At 64.4% G+C, this 23034-nt stretch carries 26 protein-coding genes and 5 pseudogenes; 11 read left to right on the top strand and 20 right to left on the bottom strand.

Annotated elements, in window-relative coordinates; all coding sequences use genetic code 11:
• Window positions 1-543: 543 nt before the first annotated feature.
• The gene (locus ASG32_RS13380) at window positions 544-1065 is read right to left on the bottom strand and encodes a DUF1993 domain-containing protein (RefSeq protein ID WP_056526726.1); all 522 of its coding nucleotides are present in this window, start codon (window positions 1063-1065) and stop codon (window positions 544-546) included.
• 274 nt (window positions 1066-1339) lie between these two features.
• Window positions 1340-1903, bottom strand: a complete 564-nt coding sequence (locus ASG32_RS13375) for a TetR/AcrR family transcriptional regulator (RefSeq protein WP_056526723.1) — start codon at window positions 1901-1903, stop codon at window positions 1340-1342.
• Between the two features lie 112 nt (window positions 1904-2015).
• Here ASG32_RS13375 and ASG32_RS13370 point away from each other — a divergent pair, with 112 nt between their 5' ends.
• Window positions 2016-3416, top strand: coding sequence for an amidase (locus tag ASG32_RS13370; protein ID WP_056526719.1), 1401 nt, complete (start codon window positions 2016-2018; stop codon window positions 3414-3416).
• 207 nt (window positions 3417-3623) lie between these two features.
• Here ASG32_RS13370 and ASG32_RS13365 read toward each other — a convergent pair whose 3' ends face one another.
• Window positions 3624-4526 (bottom strand): AraC family transcriptional regulator, encoded by a 903-nt coding sequence (locus ASG32_RS13365; RefSeq protein ID WP_056526716.1) that lies wholly within the window; start codon window positions 4524-4526, stop codon window positions 3624-3626.
• Between the two features lie 164 nt (window positions 4527-4690).
• On the opposite strand from ASG32_RS13365, the gene ASG32_RS13360 reads away from it, so the two are divergent.
• Window positions 4691-5269, top strand: a complete 579-nt coding sequence (locus tag ASG32_RS13360) for a DUF308 domain-containing protein (RefSeq protein ID WP_056526713.1) — start codon at window positions 4691-4693, stop codon at window positions 5267-5269.
• Between the two features lie 267 nt (window positions 5270-5536).
• Here ASG32_RS13360 and ASG32_RS13355 read toward each other — a convergent pair whose 3' ends face one another.
• The 3 genes from ASG32_RS13355 to ASG32_RS13345 form a co-directional block, all read right to left on the bottom strand.
• Window positions 5537-6349 (bottom strand): SDR family oxidoreductase, encoded by an 813-nt coding sequence (locus ASG32_RS13355; RefSeq protein ID WP_056526709.1) that lies wholly within the window; start codon window positions 6347-6349, stop codon window positions 5537-5539.
• Between the two features lie 232 nt (window positions 6350-6581).
• The gene (locus ASG32_RS13350; RefSeq protein WP_056526706.1) at window positions 6582-7253 is read right to left on the bottom strand and encodes a glutathione S-transferase family protein; all 672 of its coding nucleotides are present in this window, start codon (window positions 7251-7253) and stop codon (window positions 6582-6584) included.
• 100 nt (window positions 7254-7353) lie between these two features.
• Window positions 7354-7773, bottom strand: coding sequence for a DUF427 domain-containing protein (locus ASG32_RS13345; RefSeq protein WP_056526703.1), 420 nt, complete (start codon window positions 7771-7773; stop codon window positions 7354-7356).
• A gap of 82 nt (window positions 7774-7855) precedes the next feature.
• Between ASG32_RS13345 and ASG32_RS13340 the strand changes: the two genes are divergently transcribed.
• Window positions 7856-8776 carry a LysR family transcriptional regulator gene (locus ASG32_RS13340; protein ID WP_082557864.1) on the top strand — a complete coding sequence of 307 codons (921 nt, stop codon included), beginning with the start codon at window positions 7856-7858 and terminating at the stop codon, window positions 8774-8776.
• A gap of 101 nt (window positions 8777-8877) precedes the next feature.
• Here ASG32_RS13340 and ASG32_RS35595 read toward each other — a convergent pair whose 3' ends face one another.
• Window positions 8878-9309: a DUF924 family protein gene (locus ASG32_RS35595; protein WP_082557865.1), complete on the bottom strand. Its 432-nt coding sequence runs from the start codon at window positions 9307-9309 to the stop codon at window positions 8878-8880.
• Between ASG32_RS35595 and ASG32_RS32515 the strand changes: the two are divergent.
• Window positions 9213-10261, top strand: a pseudogene (locus ASG32_RS32515) (IS3 family transposase); the annotation flags it as partial. The gene ASG32_RS35595 and the pseudogene ASG32_RS32515 sit on opposite strands and share 97 nt — an antisense overlap.
• A gap of 110 nt (window positions 10262-10371) precedes the next feature.
• Here the strand turns inward: ASG32_RS32515 and ASG32_RS35060 are convergent.
• From ASG32_RS35060 to ASG32_RS33350, 4 genes and pseudogenes are all read right to left on the bottom strand, one after another.
• Window positions 10372-10502 (bottom strand): annotated as a pseudogene (locus tag ASG32_RS35060) (transposase); the annotation flags it as partial.
• Window position 10503: 1 nt separating this feature from the next.
• Window positions 10504-11406, bottom strand: a 903-nt coding sequence (locus ASG32_RS13320; RefSeq protein ID WP_244491932.1) for an IS66 family transposase, incomplete at its 3' end; no start/stop codon positions are given.
• A complete protein-coding gene (locus tag ASG32_RS35055) occupies window positions 11400-11639 on the bottom strand; it encodes a hypothetical protein (protein ID WP_244491931.1) in 240 nt (79 codons plus the stop codon). The genes ASG32_RS13320 and ASG32_RS35055, both read right to left, overlap by 7 nt.
• Before the next feature lie 842 nt (window positions 11640-12481).
• Window positions 12482-12782, bottom strand: a pseudogene (locus ASG32_RS33350) (transposase family protein); the annotation flags it as partial.
• Window positions 12783-12932: 150 nt separating this feature from the next.
• On the opposite strand from ASG32_RS33350, the gene ASG32_RS13315 reads away from it, so the two are divergent.
• Window positions 12933-13085, top strand: a complete 153-nt coding sequence (locus ASG32_RS13315) for a hypothetical protein (RefSeq protein WP_244491930.1) — start codon at window positions 12933-12935, stop codon at window positions 13083-13085.
• 153 nt (window positions 13086-13238) lie between these two features.
• On the opposite strand, the gene ASG32_RS33850 is transcribed toward ASG32_RS13315, so the two are convergent.
• From ASG32_RS33850 to ASG32_RS33345, 3 genes and pseudogenes are all read right to left on the bottom strand, one after another.
• The gene (locus ASG32_RS33850) at window positions 13239-14456 is read right to left on the bottom strand and encodes a hypothetical protein (protein WP_157861959.1); all 1218 of its coding nucleotides are present in this window, start codon (window positions 14454-14456) and stop codon (window positions 13239-13241) included.
• Window positions 14457-14521: 65 nt separating this feature from the next.
• The gene (cysC, locus tag ASG32_RS32500) at window positions 14522-15196 is read right to left on the bottom strand and encodes an adenylyl-sulfate kinase (RefSeq protein WP_082557862.1); all 675 of its coding nucleotides are present in this window, start codon (window positions 15194-15196) and stop codon (window positions 14522-14524) included.
• A gap of 129 nt (window positions 15197-15325) precedes the next feature.
• Window positions 15326-15586 (bottom strand): annotated as a pseudogene (locus tag ASG32_RS33345) (transposase); the annotation flags it as partial.
• A 116-nt stretch (window positions 15587-15702) separates the two neighbouring features.
• Between ASG32_RS33345 and ASG32_RS13310 the strand changes: the two are divergent.
• The 4 genes from ASG32_RS13310 to ASG32_RS35050 are packed head-to-tail and all read left to right on the top strand — an operon-like array spanning window position 15703 to window position 16698.
• On the top strand, window positions 15703-15945 hold the full coding sequence (locus ASG32_RS13310) for a hypothetical protein (RefSeq protein ID WP_056526688.1): 243 nt from the start codon (window positions 15703-15705) through the stop codon (window positions 15943-15945).
• 59 nt (window positions 15946-16004) lie between these two features.
• Window positions 16005-16190, top strand: a complete 186-nt coding sequence (locus ASG32_RS32495) for a hypothetical protein (RefSeq protein ID WP_081636512.1) — start codon at window positions 16005-16007, stop codon at window positions 16188-16190.
• Between the two features lie 16 nt (window positions 16191-16206).
• Complete coding sequence (locus ASG32_RS13305; protein ID WP_056526685.1) at window positions 16207-16449, top strand: DUF6522 family protein; 243 nt, start codon at window positions 16207-16209, stop codon at window positions 16447-16449.
• Between the two features lie 45 nt (window positions 16450-16494).
• Complete coding sequence (locus tag ASG32_RS35050) at window positions 16495-16698, top strand: hypothetical protein (RefSeq protein WP_082557861.1); 204 nt, start codon at window positions 16495-16497, stop codon at window positions 16696-16698.
• Between the two features lie 122 nt (window positions 16699-16820).
• Here the strand turns inward: ASG32_RS35050 and ASG32_RS33845 are convergent, their stop codons facing one another.
• From ASG32_RS33845 to ASG32_RS13290, 3 genes are all read right to left on the bottom strand, one after another.
• Window positions 16821-17294, bottom strand: a complete 474-nt coding sequence (locus ASG32_RS33845; RefSeq protein ID WP_157861958.1) for a hypothetical protein — start codon at window positions 17292-17294, stop codon at window positions 16821-16823.
• A gap of 78 nt (window positions 17295-17372) precedes the next feature.
• A complete protein-coding gene (locus ASG32_RS13295) occupies window positions 17373-17585 on the bottom strand; it encodes a hypothetical protein (protein ID WP_056526679.1) in 213 nt (70 codons plus the stop codon).
• A gap of 414 nt (window positions 17586-17999) precedes the next feature.
• Window positions 18000-18512, bottom strand: a complete 513-nt coding sequence (locus tag ASG32_RS13290; RefSeq protein WP_244491929.1) for a hypothetical protein — start codon at window positions 18510-18512, stop codon at window positions 18000-18002.
• 146 nt (window positions 18513-18658) lie between these two features.
• Between ASG32_RS13290 and ASG32_RS13285 the strand changes: the two genes are divergently transcribed.
• Window positions 18659-19171, top strand: coding sequence for a hypothetical protein (locus tag ASG32_RS13285; protein WP_056526673.1), 513 nt, complete (start codon window positions 18659-18661; stop codon window positions 19169-19171).
• Window positions 19172-19567: 396 nt separating this feature from the next.
• On the opposite strand, the gene ASG32_RS34485 is transcribed toward ASG32_RS13285, so the two are convergent.
• On the bottom strand, window positions 19568-19705 hold the full coding sequence (locus ASG32_RS34485; protein WP_199866110.1) for a hypothetical protein: 138 nt from the start codon (window positions 19703-19705) through the stop codon (window positions 19568-19570).
• Window positions 19706-20563: 858 nt separating this feature from the next.
• On the opposite strand from ASG32_RS34485, the gene ASG32_RS34690 reads away from it, so the two are divergent.
• Window positions 20564-20833, top strand: coding sequence for a hypothetical protein (locus tag ASG32_RS34690; RefSeq protein WP_082557859.1), 270 nt, complete (start codon window positions 20564-20566; stop codon window positions 20831-20833).
• A 244-nt stretch (window positions 20834-21077) separates the two neighbouring features.
• On the opposite strand, the pseudogene ASG32_RS35800 reads toward ASG32_RS34690, so the two are convergent.
• Both ASG32_RS35800 and ASG32_RS13275 read right to left on the bottom strand, forming a co-directional pair.
• Window positions 21078-21183 (bottom strand): annotated as a pseudogene (locus tag ASG32_RS35800) (porin family protein); the annotation flags it as partial.
• Window positions 21184-22566: 1383 nt separating this feature from the next.
• The gene (locus ASG32_RS13275; protein ID WP_056526670.1) at window positions 22567-22761 is read right to left on the bottom strand and encodes a hypothetical protein; all 195 of its coding nucleotides are present in this window, start codon (window positions 22759-22761) and stop codon (window positions 22567-22569) included.
• Window positions 22762-23034 lie beyond the last annotated feature (273 nt).

Raw genomic sequence — 23034 nt, 5'->3', positions numbered from 1 at the left:
GATCTGCTCCCACTGCGCGTCAGTCAGTTCAAAGCGTCGCATCAGGCCCACATGGGGCCGATCCCGCGGCCTGTGAACCCTTTGCAGAGACGCCCTAGTGCTGGCGGACCCGATGGCCGATGGCACGGCCACCCCCGTCCTCTCGGACATGGACGGCAAGGCGCACGGGGCCTACGGCCTGGAGGGACGACCTGAGCTCGTTTGGGTGCGTCCGGACGGGCACAACGCCTTTCGTGGCGAAGCCGACCGCGCCGACCGGTTGGCGGCCTACTGCCGAAAAGTTTTCGGCGCATTGTCGGATGCAGAGCCTCTTGCCATGCCAGTGGAAGCTGCCCTCGTCCCGTAAGTGGGCCCAGGCCGACCGGCACGCACCTCACCGGCAATCGACCGAACAACACCCGCCGGCGATCCACCGTGAGGCTGAGGTTCGGCGGCGCTTAGTGCCGACGTGGCTGCGTCGGGCGATCCGGCCCGGTGCCGTCAGACGACACCCGTGACATCGCATCGTGCCTGTCCGATCCTTAAGTCGAAAGGCGTCGACGCCTACTCCGAAGCCTGGATGTTCGGCGGCCCGAGATGCTGTAGGAAATCCGGCTTACCGAGGCTCACGCCGGCGCTGCGCAGGATCGCGTAGGCGGTGGTGACGTGAAAGAAGAAGTTCGGAAGGGCGAAACCGGTGAGATAGGCCTGCCCGCTGAAGCGGTAACCCATACCGTTCGGAAACTTCAGCTCCACCTCCCGCTCCGCGCCTGAGGCCAAAGCCGCCGGTTCTATGCCTTCAACGAAGGCAATCGTCCTGGCACAGCGCTCCTTGAGTTCGGCAAAGGTCGCCTCGACGTCCGGCATCGCAGGCGCCTCGATTCCGGCGATCCGCGCCACGGCGTTTTTCGCGCTGTCGGATGCCATCTGGTACTGGGCCGGCAAGGCCCGCATGTCCGGCGCAAGACGGCCGAGGAGCAACTCAGCCTCCGGCTTCTCCGATGCCGCCTTGTCTAGCCACACGCTCATGTTGCGCAGCGAGTTGACAAAGACGGGGACGCTGACGGCATGGATGCTGATGCTCATCTGGGCTGGCTAATGCACCAGTCCACAAAGACACGGTGAGAAAGCGCACACCGCGTAGGGGTGGGTCGAACGAAATCGCCAGGCTCCCGGCGAACGTCCGGTGTCGAGAAGCGACGGGAGCGGTCCGGACGGCCTCTGAGGTCGAATGCGGCTCGCCCCTCCGCGTTTGCAGGCTGATGCCCTTCCCCCGGTCCGATCTCGACTGACGGATGCGATGTCCGACGCGGTCGTGGTTGGGACGCTACGCTTGCTCGGCCGCGGGTGACCCCGGCCCCTAGGCCGGCAGGAGCCCCGAGGTGCGGTAGCCCTCGATAAGGGCATCGAACTGCGAGATGTCCGAACGGCTCCGTGCGTAGAGTTGGGCTCCGGACACCGCGGCGAAGATCGCCCGCGCCCGCGCCTCCGCGTCCCCGGGCTTCACCGCCTTGGCCATCACCAGCACCTTGGCAAGCCAGGCGACGTTGACGTCGGCGAAGCGCTGAGCCTCCCGCTGCACGGCCTCCGGCAGGTTGGCGAACTCCGCCGACATGAAGCTGCACAGGCAGAGCCTGTTCCCGTCCTCCAGTGAGCGCCGGAAGGTGCCCGGGTAGAGCCGCAGACATTCCTTCGGGTCGCCGGTCGTCTCCAGCATGGCTTCGAGCTCGACCGCGATGTCCTCCCAGTAGCGCCGGGCCACGGCCGCGCCGAGGTCCGCCTTGCTGGCGAAGTGGTGGTAGATGCTCGCCGCCTTGATGCCGACCTCCGCGGCGAGGTCGCGGTAGCTCAACCCGCCGTAGCCATGCGCCTGCGCGGTCTTCCGTGCGGCGGCCAGGATCGTCTCCTTCGCGTTCGTGCTCACTCCTGCCCCCCACCCCCGAATCAAAAACCTACCAATCGTTAGTTAGGGGTTGACGGCCTGGAAATCCAGCCTTAGCTGTCTGCCTACCGAACGTTAGGCAGGGAAAACGGCCATGACCCAGGACATCATCTTCTCCGACGCGACCCGGCTCGCCGAATTGGTCCGCACGAAGCAACTCTCGCCCGTCGAGGTCGTAAAGGCGCACCTCGACCGCATCGAGGCGGTCGACCCGCAGGTCAACGCCATCGTCACCGTGGCGGAAGGTGCGCTCGCCGCCGCGAAGGAAGCCGAGGCGGCGGTCATGGAGGGTCGCGAACTCGGCCCGCTGCACGGCGTGCCCTTCACCGTGAAGGACTCCATCGACACCGCAGGGGTGCTGACCCAACGCGGCTCGCCGATCTTCAAGGGCCGCACCCCCGACGCCGACGCCACCAGCGTCGCCCGCATGAAGAAGGCTGGCGGCATCCTGCTCGCCAAGACCAACCTGCCGGAGTTCTCCTACTGGATCGAGAGCGACAACCTGCTCTCGGGACGCTCGAACAACCCCTGGGACCTCGACCGCACGCCCGGCGGGTCGAGCGGCGGCGAGTCGGCGGCCATCGCGGCGGGCATGTCGCCGCTCGGGCTGGGCACCGACCTCGCCATCTCGGTGCGCGGCCCGGCCGCCCAGACCGGCATCGTCTCCTTGAAGGCGACCCACGGGCGCGTGCCGATGACCGGCATCTGGCCGCGGGCGCCCCGCCGCTTCTGGCACGTCGGCCCGATGGCGCGCTCGATCCGCGACCTCGCGCTCGCCTTCTCGCAACTCGCCGGCCCCGACGGGCAGGACGCCTTCGCGACCAGCACCGTCCCGTTCGACGCCGGCGTGACGTCCGACCGGAGGCTCCGCGTCGGCTGGATGGTCGGGCCGGGTTTCGGGCCCATCGACACGGAGGTCGCCGCCACGGTGCGGGCCGCCGCCGAGGCCCTCACGGGCGAGGGCCACCACGCGGAGGAGGTGCGCATCCCGGCGCTGGAGCGCGACTTCGCCCTGGACGTGTTCAACAAGCTGCACGTCATGGAGATGAAGCCGGCCTTCCGCGAGGCGGTCGCCGGGCACGAGGACCAGATGTACAAGATGGCCAGGACGATGCTGTCGCTGCCCGATACCACGGTGGAGGACTACGTGGCGGCCGAGCAGGCGGCGGAGCGGCTGCGGGACGGCTACGCGGCCTACTTCCGGGACTTCGACGTGCTCCTGACCCCGGTGCTGCCGGTGCCCGCGCACAAGCACGGCATCAGCGAACTTGTGGTCAACGGCGAGACGGTCGACCTGACTTACCTGCAGGGGGCGACCGTGCCGCTGAACGTCACCGGCCTGCCGGGCCTGTCGATGCGGTTCGGGACGAGCCGCGAGGGCTTGCCGATCAACGTGCAACTGGTGGGCAGCTGGCAGGCGGAGACGACCCTCCTGCGCGCCGCCTCGGTGCTGGAGGCGGTGAGCCCAGTTCGGGGGCTACATCCGAGCATCTGACATCTGTGACTGGGGCCGAAGATTTGTTCGGCCCCGGACCGCTGTGACGGCAAAATCGTACGGCGGCCGACTATGACGTGACGAGCGGCATTGACCGAAGCGGGTTCGGGCACATTAGCTCCCCGACCCACGAAGCCGTGCTCGATGTCGAACCTGCACCGCGCACGAACATGCCTATGCTGAGCGCCCTTGTAGCAAGTTGCAGTCCTACTCGCGTGATCCGGGCCCGCTCGGCGGCGCAGGTTCGTCTCGCGGCGGGTGCCCGAACATGCCCTTGTAGGCGCGGCTGAAGGCTGCCTCCGACTCGTATCCGACGCGTAATGCGACCTCTCCGACACGCGCCTCGCGGGCGACCAGCATATCCCGGGCGAGCGTGAGCCGCCACTCGTTCTGGTAGCGTAGGGGCGAGCGCCCGACGAGCGCCGCGAACCGCTCGCAAAAGCTCGACCGGGACATGCCCGCCGCGTCCGCCAGGGCCTCGACGCCCCAGGGACGCGATGGACGCTCGTGCATGACCTTCAGCGCCCGGGCGATGCGGGCGTCCGAGAGTCCTCCCAGCCATCCGGTGGTGTGTCCGCGCCGCACCCAGGTCCGTAGGGTGCGGATGACGATGACGTCGATTATCCGCGAGATCATCAGGGCCGCGCCCGGCTCGTCATCGGTCACCTCGACCATCAGGAAGGGCACGATGCCCTCCAGCCACCCCGCCCCCTCGTCGCGCCGGACGTGGATGCGCCCGGGCAGGGCCGAGACCATGCCGCGCAGGGCGTGGGGATCGAACCAGAACCGACAGACGATCACCGAGGCGCGCGAGGCGGACGCCACCAGCCTAGCCCCTCCGAGCCCGCGGGGCAGGAGCACGAGATCGCCCGTGTCGATGACCGCACGCTCCGCACCGTCGCCCTCGACGTGGAGCGAACCCTCGGCGACCACGAGGACGTGAGCGGCCCCGGCCTCCAGGTCCAGGCTCGCCGACCGCTCGACCTCATGGGACCGGACGTGGTCCCCGGTGAGCCTGATCTGCGCCAGGACGAGGGAGAGGAGGTCGCCGGAGGCGACGCTTGGTCCACCGTCCGGAGGAACGGTCAAGTTTTCGAGCGATCCGGTCATGGGTGCCAACGGGGTCCGTTTGTAAAAGTGCCTACCGAAGCGAGGCATATCCCCCTGCAAAGACACCGCTTTCACGAGACCCGGCGGATCAGTCGCCGGCATTTTCCGCGTGACTGTTCGTCGCCCCGATCCTCCGCCTCGCCCCGCACCCGAAAGGAGCGTCTATGACGACCGTCCAAAAAACCGGCCGTGACACTTCGCACTGGCTGAGCTCCTATTACTTCCTCCGTGCCGGAATTTCCGTCGGCTGGGTCGCCGCCGCCTTCACCATCGGAAAGGCCATGCCGCCGGCCGCGGCGGCGCTCCTGGTCGCCTACCCCGCCTGGGACGCCGTCGCCAACGTCATCGACGCACGTCGCAGCGGCGGCTTGGCCGCCAATCCCAGCCAGGCGCTTAACGCGGCCACCAGCACCGTCGTCGCCGTCGGGGTGGCTGTCGCGCTCGGATCGGGCATGCACGCAGTGCTGGCGGTGTTCGGTGTCTGGGCGATCCTGTCCGGACTGTTGCAGCTCGCGACCGGCGTGCGGCGTTGGCAGGAGGGCGCCCAGTGGGCGATGGTGCTGAGTGGAGCCCAGTCAGCCCTCGCGGGCGGCCACTTCATCTTTCAGGCGAACGGTGCCTCGACGCCGGGGATCACGGACATCGCGCCCTACGCCGCGTTTGGCGCCGCCTACTTCCTGGTCTCGGCCGTATGGTTGACCGTGGCCCAGGCGCGGAAGGCGACGACGGAACGGACCGCATGAACCTTCGCGGCGCCGGCGGAACGCTCGAATCCCGCATCGACGCCGGCTGTCTGCCATGAGCCGGTCCTCGGCGAACGGGCCTCGGCGTTCCTCGACCACCTGAAGCTGGCGTTCCCGCAGGACACGCCGGAGGAACTCGCGGCCTACTTCGGCGCGTGAGGTGCGGACCGGCGCCTCAAGGCCTGCGCATCAACGAGGGTGCGGCGGGCGTCTGCGGTCGGCGGCCGGTGTTCCCGTAAGCAGCCGGCGTCCAGTGGCCGAGGTGGTCTACGCCACGAAGCGGACGACGCCGCCCTCGACACGCAGCGCCGCACCGCTGGTCGCGGATGCCTGTTCCGAGCAGGCGTAGACGATCATGTTGGCGACCTCCCGGGTCGTCGCGAACCGCCCGAGCAGGCTCGTTGGTCTCAGCGATGCCAGGAAGGCCTGCTCGGCTTCCTCCTGGGTGATGCCCTGGTCCCTCGCCTGCCGCGCCATGAGGTTGCCGAGGATCTCGGACCGGGTCGGGCCTGGCAGGACCGCGTTGACCGTGACGCCCGTGCCCGCGACCGCCTCGGCCAGCCCGCGCGACACGGCGAGCTGCGCGGTCTTGGTCATGCCGTAGTCGAGCATCTCCTTGGGGGTGTTGACCGCGGACTCGCTGCTGACGAACACGACCCGTCCCCAGCCCTTCCGCACCATCCGCGGCAGGTAGTGCCGGCTCGCGCGCACGCCGCTCATCACGTTGAGGTGGAACAGCCCCAGCCAGTCGGCTTCGGGGATGGCGGCGATGTCGTCGATGCCCGCGTAGGGGCGGAGATGGGCCGTGCCGACGTTGTTGACGAGGATATCGGCGTCGGGAGCCTGCGCAACGAGCGCCTCCACGCCTTCCATCGTCGAAAGGTCGGCGGCGACACCGGATACGTCGCTGCCGGGAACGGCGTCTCGGATCTGCCGCACCGCCTCGTCGACCCGCGCGCTGCCGCGACCGTTGACGACGACCGCGGCGCCGGCGCGCGCCAGCCCCTCGGCCGTCCCGCGGCCGATGCCGGCGGTGGACCCGGTAACGATGGCTTTTCTGCCGGTGAGATCGATATGCATGATGTCGGTTCCTCTGGCATTCGCCTGTCGGGAGGGAGCCGTACGCCGGCTCGGCGGGCCGCGGGGCGAACCTGACGAGCTCCTGGCGAGCGAGCGACGCCGAGCCAAGGCACCGTCGGAGCGGGTTGGACGTGGACTTGGTCGCCCGCCGTGCCGCCAGGGAGAGGCCGCCATGCCCCCTGCCAGTTCGCACCCTTCCGGTTGCAAGCTGGCAGGGCGCGAAGGCCCGATGTCAGAGCGTCACGCCGACGCTCGCCAGGAAGGTGTCCATCCGGTCGTCGACCTCGGCCTTCGTTTCCGCCCAGGTCGGGAACGACCGGAGCAAGTTGTCGTGCCAGGCGACGAGGTTCGGGAACTCCCCGAGCGGGAACCGTGCGCGGCCGACCTGGGAGAAGGGAGCCGCGACGTCGAGGTCGGCCAGGGTCAGGGCATCCCCGACCATGAACTCGCGGCCTTCCAGATGCTTGTCGAGCACCTTCGCCGCCGCACGGATCTTGCCCTCGGCGAAGGCGATGAGGTTCTCGTCCTTCGGCAGGTTCATGACGGTCTTCCCGACCCGCTCGTCGAAGATGGTGACGGTGAAGGTGCGCCACTGCTCGCCGGACCAGAACATCCACTGGAGTACCCGGGAGCGATCCTTCTCCGTGGTCCCGAGCAGCGGCGAGTTCACCTTGTTGGCAAGGTACAGGTTGATCGCCGCGGCCTCGTAGAGGACGAAGTCCCCGTCCACCAGGACCGGCGTCAGGCCGTGCGGGTTAAGGCGCGACTTGAACTCCTCGGTCTGGCTCTCGCCCTTGAACAGGTCGACCTTCACGCGCTCCAGTTCGATGCCCATGATCTTCGCGGCGGTGGTCACCCGCCGCAGGCTGCCCGAACCGGGGTCGCCGTAGATCTTCATCGTCATGGCTCTTCCTTCCGTCCCGGGCCCGTCGCAGCCCGTCGGGAAGAGATGTGGAGCATTCAACCGCAGAATGGCATTGACGGAAAAACCATACTATCTATTCTTATGCGGAATGGTGACGCGGATATCGCCGGTTGCTATCCAGGATCTTGTCAGCCACCTCGACAGCCACACGGTCGGGGTAGAAGGCCAAGTGGCCGGCAATTTCACCTACCGCGTCGAAGGGTGTCTCGTAGGTCCAGACGGCGTTCACCCCCGCGTCCCCGAGGGCGGGTATGCTGTAGTAGTTCGCCTCGCCCTTATACGGGCAGTAGGTCGTGTGCTCGGATCTCACCAACCGAGACATGTCGACATCGCCGCGAGGAATGTACTGGACAGGCGGATACGAAGCCTCGGTGAGGGTCAGGGCGTTGCGTGTCCATGCGATGCGCAGCACATCACTTCTGACGATGACCTTTGCCGGGCATTTGCTGATGGCAATAGGATGGTCTGCGCTGGGCTTCAGAATTTTACGATTGCTCATGGGATCTCCTCTCAGGCATTCTTTAAATCTGGCAAATAACCCTTCAATGCTCATGCAAATATAGCTGCTATTCTTTCGCGGAATGCAAACGATGGATAAGTTGGATGCGATGCGAACGTTCGTGCGCGTCGTCGAGAGCGGAAGCTTCTCGCAGGCGGCGCGGGATCTGAACGTCAGCCAGCCAACGGTCAGCAAGCAGCTCGCCGCACTTGAGGCACACCTCGGGACGCAGCTCCTGGCGAGGAACTCCCGCACCCTCGCCGTGACGCCTGCCGGGCAGGACTATTACGAAGACACCCTGCGCATCCTGCAGGACCTCGACTTCGCCGAGGAGAGGGTCGCTGCGGGACAGTCGGCCCCCTCTGGGCTGGTCCGCGTCACCCTCTCCCCGGCATTCGGGAGGATGCTCGTCATCCCCCGGCTGGCGGCATTCAGGGAAACCTTCCCCGACGTGTCGGTGGAGATGGAGGTCTCCGGGAGGCACGTCGACCTCATCGAGGAGGGAATGGATGTCGCGATCCGCATCGGTCGCCTCTCGGACTCCGCCCTCGTCGCGCGGCGCATCGGCGACATGCGGATGATCACCCTGGCGTCGGCAAGCTACCTTGCCCGGCACGGAACGCCGAGGACCCTGGACGAGCTCCCTCATCATCAGCGCATCGGCTACGTCTACCAGGGGAACATCGTCGGCTGGGGCTTCGACGTGGACGGCCGGCAGGTGACGGTCGACGGCGGCGGGGCGTTCCGCACGAACGACGCCGAGCACGTCCGCGGCGCGGTGCTCGCAGGCCTCGGCATCGCCCACCACGCGAGTTGGCTGTTCACCGACGTCCTGGCCTCCGGCGAGGTCGTCCGCATCCTGGACGATTATGCGCCGCCGGCCTTCCCGATCCACGCTGTCACCGCTGCCGGACGGCGCATGCCCTCCCGCGTGAGGCACTTCATCGAGTTCCTCGCGGCCATCTGCGCCGAGGAGCCGGAGTTGAGGGTGGGCGACGGGTAAGCCAGTCAACCCATCGTCCATGACATCGCTGCCGGTGAACATGCGCGATGCCCTTCAAGGGGCATCTGGTCCTGAAGCATGGTCAGGGACTGGCATGCCCCCTACCAACGATGCGTCCTCTTTCGCAGGTAGGAGATCTCCGCGGGCGTCGATGGCCGCGCCAACGCCGCGTTGCGCGACGGGAATCGCCCGTAAAGGCGGATCACCTCGGCGTGTTCGCGAGCGGCCTTCAGGGCCTCCGGGTCGCCGAGGGCTTCGTATCTGTCGACCGACAGCGCCTGCAGCGCGATGTCCTCGGCGTGGGCCAGGGGCAGGTAGAGAAACCGCAACTGCTCATGGCCGTATCGGCCTTCCCACCCGCGGTCGAGCGTGACCTGACCGGCTGGTTTTGGACTGGGCTGATTGAGAGGATCAGCCAGGACTGAAGGAGGCGGACATGCGGCGAGGTCAGAAGACGAACGCGGAGCAGGTTGTGCTGAAGCTGCGCCAGATCGAGGTGCAGACAGCCCAGGGTAAGAGTTTAGCCCTTGCATGTAGGGAGGCGGAGATCTCCGAGCAGAGCTACTACCGCTGGCGCAAGGAGTACGGTGGCCTCCAAGTCGATCAAGCCAAGAAGATGAAGGATTTGGAGCGTGAGAACGCTCGGTTGCGCCGGCTCGTCGCCGATCTCTCTTTGGAGAAGCAGGTGCTGGCGGACGTTGCCTCGGGAAACTTGTAGCCCCCGAGCGACGCCGGCAGGCGGTCGACGGGATCCGGGAGAAGTACGGCCTCTCGGAACGTCACGCCTGCCGGCTCGTCGGTCAGCACCGCGGCACGCAGCGCTACGTGCCGACGGTGCCGGCCGACGAGGATGAGCTGACCCGAGCCATCGTTGCCCTGGCCTCCGAGTACGGGCGCTATGGCTACCGTCGTGTCACCGCTGTGCTGCAAGCAGACGGCTGGCAGGTGGGCAAGGACCGGGTTCAGCGCATCTGGCGCCGCGAGGGGCTGAAGGTCCCCAGCCGACATAAACCCTGCAGCCGCCTATGGCTGAACGACGGCTCATGTGTGCGGCTGCGCCCGCTCCACCGCAATCACGTCTGGAGCTTCGACTTCGTGCAGGCGCAGACCCACGACGGCCGCAGCTTGCGCATCCTGACGCTCCTCGACGAGCACAGCCGAGCCTGCTTGGCGTTGAAGGTGGCGCGCCGCATCAACAGCGTCGGCGTGATCGAGGCGCTGGCCGACGCGATGTGTCTGCACGGCATCCCGGAGCACATCCGCTGCGATAATGGCCCTGAGATGATCTCGAAGGCGTTGCGCAAGTGGGTCGCCAAGACCGGCTCGCAGATCCAGTACATCGCGCCAGGATCCCCGTGGGAGAACGGGTACTGCGAGAGCTTCAACGGCAAGCTTCGTGACGAGTGCCTACGCCAAGAGATCTTCTACTCGCTGAAGGAGGCGCAGATCGTGATTGGTCTATGGCAAACCACCTACAACCGCGTCGTAATTACCCAGGCCTGTGATGGCGGGGTTCATGCGCCGATGGTTTTGAGGATGGTGCCGAATGAATTGGCGCCGGTCAGGCGGGCGGTATCGACGACGGTGCGGATGGCGGCCTCGCCCTCAGCCGCCCACATGGCGCGGTAGCCGTTGGTCACCTTCCGCTGCACGACGGCCGGACGCAGCAGCCGCTCGGAGCCGTTATTGGTCGGCTCGACCTTTCCAGGATAGGCGAGGAACACCANGTAGCCGTTGGTCACCTTCCGCTGCACGACGGCCGGACGCAGCAGCCGCTCGGAGCCGTTATTGGTCGGCTCGACCTTTCCAGGATAGGCGAGGAACACCAGGAGCTGATCGCGCGCACGGCTGATCTTGGCCTGGAGCTCGCGGGTCAGGTCACAGCGGCTCGGCGTAGCCAGGATGGCGCCGAGTTGCCGATCCAGGCTTCGGCGCTTGGCCGAGAGCGTCGAGGCAGCCAAGTCGGTGACGCGCTCGGCCAGGGCGAACACCCTCTGTAGCCAGAGTTGCAGGCGCCAGGGGACGGGATCGTCGCTGACCTCGACGACGTAGGCGACATCGCGGGCCAGATGCGCCAGGCAGGTCTGGTGCTCATCCGCGTGGCCCTGTTGGGCGGTGTAGCGGTCCGAGATCCACACCCCGGGCCGGTGCCCGTCCATCATCTCGCGCACCACGACAGCGCCACGCGTCGGCGAAGCCGTGTGCACCACGGCCGCGGCTGAGTGGAACAGCCAGTGGTAAGCGTTCGAGCCCTCGATGCGCACGCCGGTCTCGTCGCAGGCGACGACCTCAGCCTTGCGCAGGGTCGCGATGGCCGCGTCACGACCGGCACGGAAGCAGCCCTGCGCGCGCCGGAGCAGGTTCATCAGCCCGCCCTGGCTGAGGGTGAGGCCAAACAGGTCGGAGAGAGCCGCCTGCAGCCGTTCGTACGAGAGCGCCTGAAAGGTCTTCAGGTACGTCGCCACCGCATGCAGCCGTGGGCCGAAGGGCGTGCCGCGCCCTGCCTCCGGCACCGGTGCGACCACCCGCTCCCCACAGCGCGGGCAACGGACCGCGAGACGCTGGTGCTGCGTCACGATCGGCGCCACCGCGGGCAGCTCGATCTGCTCGGCGACGCTGACGACTAGCACGCGCACGCCTCGGGACGATGCTCGACGACAGCATCGGGATCGTCGCTCACGACGCGGCTGTGACCCTCGTGACCCGGCTTGGCGCCGCCGGGCTGGGAGTGCTCCCGCTGCTCCTTACGATCGGTCGCGGGCGGCTTGGATGAGGAGCGTGAGGTCTTCTCTGGCCGCTGCAGCCGCAGCACCAGCTCGATCAGCTCTTCGCGGCTCAGCCGTTCCAGTTCGCTGCGGCCCATCTCACGAGAGAATCAGCGAAATCCGTCCCGCGCAAGGGCGTGGGTAATTACACCGCGTCCGACCGCATTCTTCGCTGGGCTATCGGCCACCTGCGCCCGTCAGCTACCCGGATCTGGCCTTCCGGCTACCCATGACCGCGACCATGCAGTAGCCTCTCAATTGGCTCGGTACAAAATACCGGTCAGGTCAACTAGGCCCTGCATCCCCCAGGTGCCCCATTCTGGTGGCCCCCCCCCCGCTCGCGAACGAAAACGGAACAAGCTCAGGCGCCCGCGCGCTTCGACCAGCCGCCGAGCCGCGCGAGATCGTAGTGGAGCAGTGTGGACGACGTTCGGAAAGCCGAGCCTCGTCAGGCGATTCGGCTGACCCAAGCCGCGAACTCCCAGACCGGCGGCCCCCCAGACTTGTGCGACTCTGACTACAAAGAATCAGAGGAAGGATGGATCAGGCCGAACGCTTCAGCTCAGCCTGATCATCGTTCGTAGCACTAGTGGCAGGTTGCTGTTGCGGTTTGAGGCTCTGCATAGGGGTGACAGAAGATGTGCGGCTGCTCGATGATGATGAGCGCCGCAGAGCGAACAACAAGGCAGCGCTTACAACACATGCTACGGCTGCCCCGACCGGTGCCACAAAAATCGAAATCGCTCCCAGCGACGGCCATATAGCCACAATCGAAAGTCCTGCGCCTACGAAGGCCGACAGAACGAGGAAGATGAGGTTCACGAGCGCACCCTTCCGCGATAGGCGGCCCGACGTGTCGCCCTCGGGTTCGAAGAACGGGGAGGTTGTATGACGATCTCAATGGCCAATATGCGGCAACTTCTGAGCGAAAACCGGTAACGCTCAGCCGGCGCGCCAAGCGTGCTCGCGGCGGCATCAGCTGGGGGAGTGACTCAGCGAGGGTACGACGGCGGCAGGCAATCTCGCAGCAGTAGAAGCGTCGGACGCGTAGGCGCAGCGTCCTGGGCTGCTCGATGCTCGGCAGATCGGCCGGACGGCGTTCATAGCGGCTGTGAACGACAGAGCTGGTCGTATCACAGGTTGGACACTGCCCGTGCGCACGCCGCACTTGCGCGAAGACGACCGTCGGTCCGGATGACGCGCCCGATGGTACAGCCCGGCAGGGATGAGGACAGAATCAAACGCTTGGTGAACCACCCGGTGCCATCCTCGTCACCGCGACCGTTCCACGCAAAGTGCGGGAGAACCGCAAAGCCGAAGGAAGATCATACCGTACCGAGCCAGCCATGCACTTCGAAATCCGCGTGGCCGGCCGCCATCTCTAGACTTGGGTGCTGCTCGACGCCTCCCACATGACGGTGAACGAATCGGACTGGACCTTCCCGTCCGAGGCGCAGGCTTTAGCTGCCGCGCTGGCCTTCTCGAAGCTGATGACCCGCGCCTGGAAGACGCTGACCACGCCGACGTCGGACGGCCTGCTATGATGTGCTGCCGCGGATCCGCGATAGCGCCGCTCAGCCTAATCCCGGCTGCGCGCCATTCCTCGGCGGCGATTAGAAGGTCGCGGTAGGCAATGGCCCGTGGTCTGACGGGCTTGATTTGATCTGGATAACAATTGAAGACATGGAAAACAACAATTAGCAATCATTTAAAAGTTTTTGAGCTTGATATAGATAAACTTCATGACGGTGTGCAGTCGCTTCGTCGCTGGGCGTCGACTTAGCTACATCAGTCAAAATTTTCTTGAATTTAGATCGATTGAGTCCGCGCCATGTAATGCTGGAGACCAGTGTCGATATGACGATTTCTAACGCATGTGACCGCTCTGTCTGGTTAGCCAATTGACGTTCAAGCAACTGTTCCCTCTGGCGCGCCGCAGCCAAAATAATTTCGATTTGGTTCCAGGCGTCCATATCCCTCTCGCACAATCTAAGATCACGTAGGATCGGTGATGTTGCCGAACTTTGGCCTTTTCGGCGAGCCGTGACTTCAGCAAAAGCGAACATGGCAGAAACAAGGTCGGGATTGGCGGTCCAAAAATCTGAATTGATGTACGAGTACGCTCGCTCCCGTAGAGCAAACAATTTGCCGCCAGTGAAACCCTCGATTCGATCTCCCCACCGAGCTATTAAGGTGCTCTCTATGCTGAGAAATTCATCTATATCATAACCTATAGTCATATTTTCCATGAATCTATATGCTCTTTCCGCCACTAACGTGCGTAAGAATTTAGATTCTTGTGCCTGGATTGCATCTATGCCAACGAAACCAAATGCATTCCACAGACGGATCATCTCACATTCGATGTATTTGAAAGATTTGTTGTTGTCTGTTAGCTCGCCAGGGGGACTCGTCAAGCCGAGTAAATCGGAGGCGAACTGTTGTGTCACATCAGGAATTTGATCGTACAGGAAAATCTTAATCGCGTTTCTTCCAAAAACAGATGCCCAGTTACTCAACAATAAATCTGGAACCAGTAGATGTAGTCTGCCAGGAAGTGCAATTGCATCTTGAATAAACCTAGTAAAATCGTCGACCCCCCCATGTTTAATTAATTCTTGCCACCATGAAGGAAGAAGAGACAAGATATTCCTCTGGTAATAAACAATAGTAAATTCGGCAGATGGAAGAGCCGCACGAATCTTTTGCAACGAGGCGACTGGAAGAAAGCAAAGCTCTTCACTCGAGAGAACACAGGTTTTCTCAAGGCCCGAAAGAATCTCCAGCAGGCCGCCAAGTTTGGAATGATCAGGGTCAGACGCTGTCCGAGCAAACTCGTGCTGCCCCGTCTGATTGGCATGAGCGAAGGGGTAAACAAAACTTGCGCCACTCTGCAAAGAGCGTGCGTAGAGCATGTTTTGGATCGATGTGGTTCCCGTTTTATGCGGGCCGATATGTATTATAAAATTTTGAGTCATAGTTAGATATTGCGCATTAGCTCCGGATTTTTAGGCAAAATCTGATCATAAAGTGGCTGTTCTGATGCTGCGCTCAGCTGTAAGAGCATGTCGATTAATGGCCGTGCTGTATCGGCAATGGACTGACCCACGGTTGCGAGCGTTAAGTCAGGCTTCGTCGGCTCTTCATAGGGCGCTGTGATGCCGGTAAAATTCGGGATTGTGCCGGCGCGCGCCCGAAAATATAATCCTTTTGGATCTCGTTCCTCGCAAATTGGTAGAGGCGTATCTATAAAAACTTCAATAAATGCGACGTCTCCTGCGATAGCCCTTGCGGCCTTCCGTTCCGCTGAGAAGGGGGATATAAGCGAGACAATTGTTATAAGACCAGCATCAGCTACCAGTTTTGCTGTTTCGGCCACGCGGCGGACGTTCTCAGCTCTGTCGCGGTCGGTAAATCCCAAGTCACTATTCAATCCATGACGTAGATTATCGCCGTCCAGCACCATTGTTGCGCGTCCTGAAGCGGTCAGGGCTTGATCCACGACGTTTGCGATCGTTGATTTCCCTGCGCCTGAAAGGCCAGTAAGCCAAGCAATGACTGGTCGCTGACCAAGAGCCTTCCATCGTTGCTCCCGTGGCTGCAGGTGCTGCCAAGTCAGGTTCCGATCCGACGTTGGGCCTCGTGATCGGTTCATGCTTCGCTCCTAAGTTGTCCCCCAGGTATGGATACACAAAAACGTGATCGGTTGTGTTGCTACAACGTCACGTTGACGCACTTCGTAGCGGCGGAGGGTAATTACCCAGGCCTTTGATGGCAGGGGTCGGGCGCCGACGGTTTTGAGGATGAAGCTGAATGGATTGGCACCGCTCAGGCGCGCGGTGTCGACAACGGTGCGGATGGCGGCCTCGCCCTCAGCTGGCCACATGTCGCGATAGCCGTTGGTCGCTTTCCGCTGGACGACAGCCGGACGCAGGAGCCGCTCGGAGCTGTTGTTAGTCGGCTCGACCTTTCCGGGATAGGCGAGGAAGACGAGAGGCTGATCGCGGGAGCGGCTGAGCTTGGCCTGCAACTCGCGGGTCAGGTCACGGACGCAACACGGGTGCAATGCGCTTCATATACGGCCTTCCGTCATTCGCATGAGGAAAGCGATAATCCTTAGCGCTAGAACGCGCTCGGATGTCTGGGTGGAGGCCTTCTCCGATGAGGCTTGATCTCGATTTTCCCGGTAGCTGGATCGTTAATCCCGGGTATGTGGCGCAGCGTATCGGCGTGAGCGCAACGACGCTGAAGCGTTCCGTCATCGAGGGAAACGCCAGGGTCTTGATCGTCCCCGGAAGCTGGGCGGACGCGAGGGGCGCGCGCGTCACTGTTCATCACTACGACGGTGGGTGGCAGGGCACGTTCGATCAGAGCGGACAGCTCGTGGCTGAGCACGTCTGGTAACTGCGGCCGCACCAACCGGAGGCACGGCGAGTTGTATCTCCTACTGGCAGGAGACGCCCATGAGCGCGCACACCTATCCGGACGTGAACACCAGTTCTGCAAGCGGAGCGGCTGCCAACAAGTTGACTCACCGACTTGGCGTAGACGTCAACAGCGGCGATCAGCTTCCCAGCCCATACCTGCTCGGCATCGCGCTTTCGGGTGCAGCCGTGGCGTGCCTGCTGATCCGGCTAGTGATCGGGTGAGCGGCACGACCTGCCCATGAGGCACACCCTCGGCCAGCAAGGCGACTGGGTCGTTGATCCGTGTGAGTTGGCCCCACGCCTCGGTGTGGATGCCGATTACCTGAAGCGCATGGAGCGGCAGGGACACGTCGATGCCCGGATCAAGATCGACGATGACAGCGGCACGGGCCAGACACGTGTGACTGTCCGCCTGCTGAACCGAGGCTGGAGAGGCACCTTCCATGGAGGCGGCGCCCTCATTTACGAAGAGATGTGGTGAGGCCTTGCAGTTGCAGCCGGCCCTTCGGCACTGCATAGCTCGGCCATGACAGCTGACGTACCGCACCCCTACTCGGTGACCATCGAGCCCCTGAAGAAACCGGAGGGTCATTTCGGTTGGGCATTGCGCCGAAGTGGTAAACTAATCGAGCGCTCGGACAGGGCGTTCACCACCGAGGTTAAGGCTTTCGAGAACGCTTTGAGGGCGATTGAGATAGACACGAAGCCGAGCAGTGGCGGCCGCCGCTAGGTGAGCGGACGCGCCGGATATTCCGGACAAGCGTCTCGTTTGTCCGGCGTCCGGTCGCGGTACTCATCCTGGCACCTCGATCAGCCAGAGGTGGTTGACGCCGTTGAGAGCGACCGGGACAATCAGGCTGCGGCCGAGGCGTGCTTCGACGGCTCGCTTAAACACCTTGCTGGCGGCCTCCGTCCGCTTGGCCTCATCGTCGCCGTCGGCCAGGTAGATGTGACGAAGAATGCCGTCCTGGCGACCTGCAGCGGGACGGCACGAACCTTGGAGCCCTCATTGCCGAACGGCCACGCGCAGATGCCATCGTCGGTGACGCTCGTCCGAAGTGCTTGTCGGAACACCTCTGACGATGTCGGCCAGCGCTCCTTGCTGGCCGCGACGGCTACCGCGGAGGTGCCGTCCGTCTGCCACTTCACGACACAGGTAGTGATCGGCTCGCGATCGTAGATCTCGCCGAGTGTGACGACCTCCAGATCAAAAGAGATCTCGTACCCGCAACGGGTGCCCCGCACCTTCCGGATTGCCACGCGCGTGTTGTTGATGGCGCCGCCCTTATAGCGATCGGCGAGTACGGCGAGAGCCTCATCAGCCAATCAATCGGTCGTCGCCCGTTTGTTGTGGAGGAGAGAATTTTTAAGCCGCAGATTAGAAGCGGCGCAGGCCTTCCCGACTCAGACGGTGATGTCCACCACACGCTCCTGCGATGCGAGAAGTTTCGGGTTATTCTTTTGCCTTTGGATGCCTGCGTCGTCCGGCGGGGGCGCCGGCATTGAGACGGTATGCAGCCCCGCTTTGTGCTCGATCGCAGCTTCCGCCCTTGCCGACTGGATCATCTCCGTCGCCTTCACCAGTCCGATGGCATTTATAGTGGTGGTGATTGTCATGGCTCTGATCTCCTTATTGGGGATCAAAGCACGTATTCGGTATTTGAATTACTTTTCTAATGTGTTCAATTTGCCGTTCTGTCAGCGGTCCACTCTAAGCAGCCCTCATCCTTCTGTCTTGTCGGGCTAGTCCTGCTTGGCGCCTCCGTTGATGCCTGTGCTATGCTCACCGCTGACGGAGCCGCTGCCGTGCCCCTGCGGGTTGAGGCGAGGGCGATCCGACGTGAGATCTTCGGGCTTCGTCCCTTTGGTTTTGTCGGATATGAGGTTCCTTCTTACTGACGAACCTAAGACACAAGAAGAGTTCGCTCGTACCAGTGTGCGGGCTATGCGCCATCGGGTACGGCCAACTGCGCTGGAGCGTTCCAGATGTCTGGATGCAAGTTTTCCGAGGACGCGCGGGTTCGCCTCTCCTCAGCGGTCCGGCCGACTACGTCCGATCGCTTCCGCCAATGCAGGGAAGCCGCCGATGAGTTCGGCACCGCTGATCCAGTAGCAATGCCCGAACATGATGTTCAGCCAAGATGTAAAGCGAGCCCGTCTCGTCCAATGGATCCGCGCAGCAGACTCGGGATCAATCTCCAGCCGGTAGTAGCTGCTCATCCAAAATTGCAGAGGCTTGATGGCGCGGATCGTCTTCCACGGGATCCAATCCGTCGAGAGGCGTCGGTCATAAATCCCTTGAGGACCAATGGAGACGACCACGTCGGGCTGGAACAGCTTCAGGCCCCACACAAGTGCGCCAAGGCCGAAGATCACTACGCCAACGCGCATCTCATAATCCCGGAAGCTTCCAGGAATTATGGTATCAGTGCCGACATTAGGCTGAGTCAGAGCCAGCCAAAGGGCCACTGCGACGAACACACACGATCCCATAAAGCGCGTAAAAATGCGCGAATTGGATCGGTGGAGATCGATTGTGCTCATTGGAATACTCCCTCACTTGAGTATTCGGCCTACGCCTCGCTACGGGCTTCCGAGGTGCGGCGGAGCACTGATGCGACCGCTGCAAGCGGTGCCAGTCACTCCGTCCACCAACTCAGTTGCGCAGGCTTGCATTGTGGAGGTTGACGATGACCTCAGATCCCGGCCGCACCGCCTACTACGCGCGCTTCGCATACGCCCGGCCACGCGAGTTCGACTCGTGGGACAGCCTGACACCGGAGGTGCGTGCCATCTGGGCGCAGGTGGAGGTCGCGGTCCTCACCGGCGCTAGCTCTGGCATTCACCCCGGCCAAGCTCGGAAGGTCGCCGACGATCCGGATCGGCCCTCCACCATCTCAACGGCGGCCATAGTCCCGTCCGTGGTAGCTGGTGAGACCTTCGTGGTTATCCAAGACGAGCACGTGCAACTGCTTCAGCGCATTGACCGCGGCCCGTTCTTCGTGCCGCTCCTCGAGCTCGCATACGTGAAGCTCATCCCATGGAACGGTGACACGCTCATCCCGCGTCTGGTGAGCTGCGGCTGGGCTGAGATGGCGCCGCGCGAGTCGCGCGCAGTCCGAATCACCGACGCTGGCCGGCAGGCATTGGCCGATCTCGACGAAGCTAGGCTGAAGGAGCAGGGAGGGGGCAGTGCCGCGTGAGCAGTTGGCCAGCGCCGCCGACTTGGTGCGCGTATTCGGCTTCACCGAACGGCACTGAATCCGCCAGGCTGCGGCCGGGCGAAACGCTGATGCTCGACAGCCGTTCGGTGCGCAGTCATCGTAGGTGTTCGACCAACGTGCCGTGCGTCAGTGGTGGGATGCTTCGACGAGGACGGTGCCGGAATGACCGACACCTACCTCCGCGGTGAGACGTGGTGGGTCCAAGTCCACGCTAGGACACGGGAAACGAGCGCGACCACGCCGAGATAGTTGCCCCAGGAATTAGCCTTGGCGGCGCCTCAACAGGGCGCCGAATGAGGCTTAGAGCCTCACCTTTCTGCCCGCCTGAGATCCGGGAGCCTCCATTTAGGCTGCTTGAAAGGGCCCCCGCTTGGCTCAGGCCAGCGTCGGAACCGGGCCGGTGAGGCCCGTAGCCGGCTTGTCGGCGTCGAAGTGATTGGCCAGCGCCACCACGAGAGCGAAATTGGCGATGGCGGCGAAGGGGAGGAGGGACAGGGCAGTGAGGAGGGTCATCGGCGACGTCCTGTTGTGCAGTGCGTGAGAAACTATATCGCACTGCACGCGAGTTCTTGGTATGCCACATGCCTCACGCCAGATATGCGGCGCATGCATGAAGGTGTCGGGAATAAGATCGACCCTTGCAACGATCGGGCTGTAGATCCTCGGCCCGCAGGCGAGCGGAGTGCGGGTCGTCGAAGTGCGCGACGCCGCCGCCCGTTCGAGATGCCGAGTTCTTATCCTCTGCAGCGAACCTCAACGCGCGGCGGTTGAGCCGCTGCACAATCGCAGCCGAGACATTGGAGCTTTTCAACCGCGCTCTCCGAGAGCCGAATGTGCCGAATGGCCGACGAATGGCCGCGTTGCGGCCGCAACGCCTCGGACCCGTCGCGCCGTTCGGCGGATTGACTTTAGAGAGACGGGCGCGGGCCGATCCAGGCCGGCACGCAGACCGCTCGCCGCAAGCCGAATGGGAGACCGTGTGGACGGATCCGGGTAAGTGGAAAAGTGCGACCTTGCAGCCCCTTGTGATCGCGCTCGTCGTCGTGGAACGCGTCTCCGCGGGGTCCATCGCGGGTAACTGGATCTGGCAGACCGGCAGCCAGCAGCATGCCGCCTCGCAGTAGAGCGACGGATCGGCGACGGCTCACCCGACGTGAGCGGGTGATCCGGACCGCAGGTCCGGCGGACACCGTCATCGCCGTGAAGGCGGGCGCTTGGGCGGGTAGAGCGCCAATATCGAAACAGCGCTTAAAGAAAAACTCCAGTGATGCGGGCAATCGATAAGGTTCGTGTCACCCGGCCTTCAGCCGGGATCAGGTATTCGAGCGGTGCCGACGGAGATCGGCTCAGCCAAGACCTGGAGATCGGTTGATGCTCAAGTCCCTCGCCGCCGCGGCATTGCTCGCCGTCGGCATCGCCGCGCCGGCCTCGGCGCTGCCCGTCGCGGGTTTTCCGCTCCCCGCCGCGCAGGACGGGCTGATCCAGCACGTCTACGGCGGCTGCGGGCCCTACGGCCATCGCGGGCCTTACGGTGGGTGCCGCCCCGGCGGCCAGTGGGGCGGGTATGTCGGTCGGGCCTGCCCGCGCGGCTTCCACCTGGGTCGCGGCGGGCGGCGCTGCTGGCCGAACCGGTACTGGTAGCGACGCGCCCGCCGCTCTAGGCGAGCGGCTGGGCGCCGTGGCGTACCGTGGCGGAACGCAGGAACACCCTGGGAGCGTGCGCTCCCAGGGTGTCGCCGACCTCGCGGCCAGTTTGATCGGGCTGGGGATGCGAAGGCCAACCTGAAGGCTGCTCTTCGGCGGCGGAGGGCGATGAGGCGGACCTGCCCCCCTCGCCCGCCGCCGCGTCTCCCGGCACGGGGGCCGGGAGCGGCGCGACCCGATCTCAGTAGGAGCCGAACTTGTAGTTCAGGCCGGCGCGGACGACGGCGAACTCGGTCTTGGCGGCGGCGCCGTTGAGGTAGGCGGTGCCGTTCGGGGGCAGGAGGTTGNGAGCCGAACTTGTAGTTCAGGCCGGCGCGGACGACGGCGAACTCGGTCTTGGCGGCGGCGCCGTTGAGGTAGGCGGTGCCGTTCGGGGGCAGGAGGTTGCCGTAGAACACGCCGCCGGCCGAGTTCTTCTGGCGGTCGAGGCTGACGTACAGGCCTTCGACCTTSAGCGTGACGGCCGAGGAGCGGAAGAAGTTCAGGAACGAGTCGGTGGGCAGGGCGTACTCGACGCCGCCGCCGGCGGCCCAGCCGGTGCGGAAGCTGTCGCGGAAGCGGTTGCCGGAGAAGTTCTGGTCGTCCTGGCCCGAGCCGTAGGCGAARCCGCCGGTGCCGTACACGAGGGTGCGGTCGAAGGCGTAGCCGAGGCGGCCGCGCACGGTGCCGAAGTAGTCSAGGCCGTTGCCGCTGGTGGCGACGAAGGCCGGCGGGTTGGAGAAGGCGACGCCGGGGAAGCCGAGGAAGCTGTAGTTCTGGGTGGCGTTGGCGCGGCGGGCGAAGTCGACGTACTGGGCGTCGGCCTCGAAGCCGATSACGACGCCGGAGCCCGGGGTGAACTGRTAGTTGTAGCCGATCTGGGCGCCGCCCGAGAAGCCGTCGTTGTTGTTGCGGTTGTTGACGCTGACGACGCCGGCGGTGCCGGGGGAGTTGATCAGCGAGCCGCCGGGCAGGGCGTAGCTGGTGGTGTTGCGGCTGTTGGCGTCGAAGCCGTAGCCGGCGTTCACACCGATGTAGAAGCCGGTCCAGGTGAACACCGGCACCGGCGTGAACACCGGCGGCGGCGCGGCGCGGCGCGGAAGGTCGGCGGCGGACGCCGCGGCGGTCANGATGTAGAAGCCGGTCCAGGTGAACACCGGCACCGGCGTGAACACCGGCGGCGGCGCGGCGCGGCGCGGAAGGTCGGCGGCGGACGCCGCGGCGGTCAGCGCAGTGAAGGCGGTCAGGGAGGCGAGGAGCTTGGTCATCAGGGCGATCCGGGTTTCGATCTGGTGATAAGACTACCAAGCTCTGAGCAGAATAGCTGTAGTTTTACGGACACACAGGCTCGCCGCGTCGGAAAAAACATAGTAAATGGCAGATTAACCCCGGATAGATCTGTTAAATACTGATGAAGTTCTGGCGGTGTGCTCGGGCCTGCGCCCGGGGCGCGTGCATCGGTCCGCGGCGAGGCCGCGCGGCCAGGGGACGACGCGCCGACATTCCTGCGGGCGGCGCTGCCGGCCGCCCGCGCGGGGAGGGTTTGTCGTCGCTGCGGGTGCGCTGCGGCCGATCCTGGCGCCGCCCGCACCGGATCCGTCGGGCGGTAACATGGGATCGAGAGCCGTCGCTTCGGCGCCGGCGGACGGCGCGCGGGGACCTGTCCGGTGATCCCCGCGTCCGGGGCCGCGCTAACCCGTCCGGTCGCGCCGGGTGATGTGCTTGACCAGCTCGGCCAGCTTTTCCTCGGCCTTCTTCAGCGCCACGCGCGAACTGTGTCCGGGCGGCGTTCCGTCGGCAGCCTCGCGAAGCTTCGCGATGGTGTCCTGGGTATCCTCTACCTCGGTATCGAGCGCGGCACGCTCACCGAATCTATCGATGGCCATATCGATCCTCCAGGTGTTCTGCCCCTGGCGGCCGCCAGGGCGCCAGGCCCTGAGGTAAGGCGGCATCCCGACCGTGGCGAGCTTCGCGGGCCTCGCCGGAGGCCGTTTCCGGCACGGATCCGGGTTCGGCGACCCCGTCGTCGGCTGTGCGCCACGGCACGCCGCAGCGTGATCCCGGCGTCCGCGGACGGCGTTCTACCGTCACACACACCGGAGACCGCCGCCATGCTGATCCTCAATCCCCTCACCGGCCAGACGGTCGACGTGCGCGTG

The sequence above is a fragment of the Methylobacterium sp. Leaf361 genome, assembly GCF_001424445.1.
Lineage (GTDB): Bacteria > Pseudomonadota > Alphaproteobacteria > Rhizobiales > Beijerinckiaceae > Methylobacterium.
The sequence above is the reverse complement of the archived record's forward strand: the minus strand, read 5'-3'. Positions and strand labels throughout refer to the sequence as shown.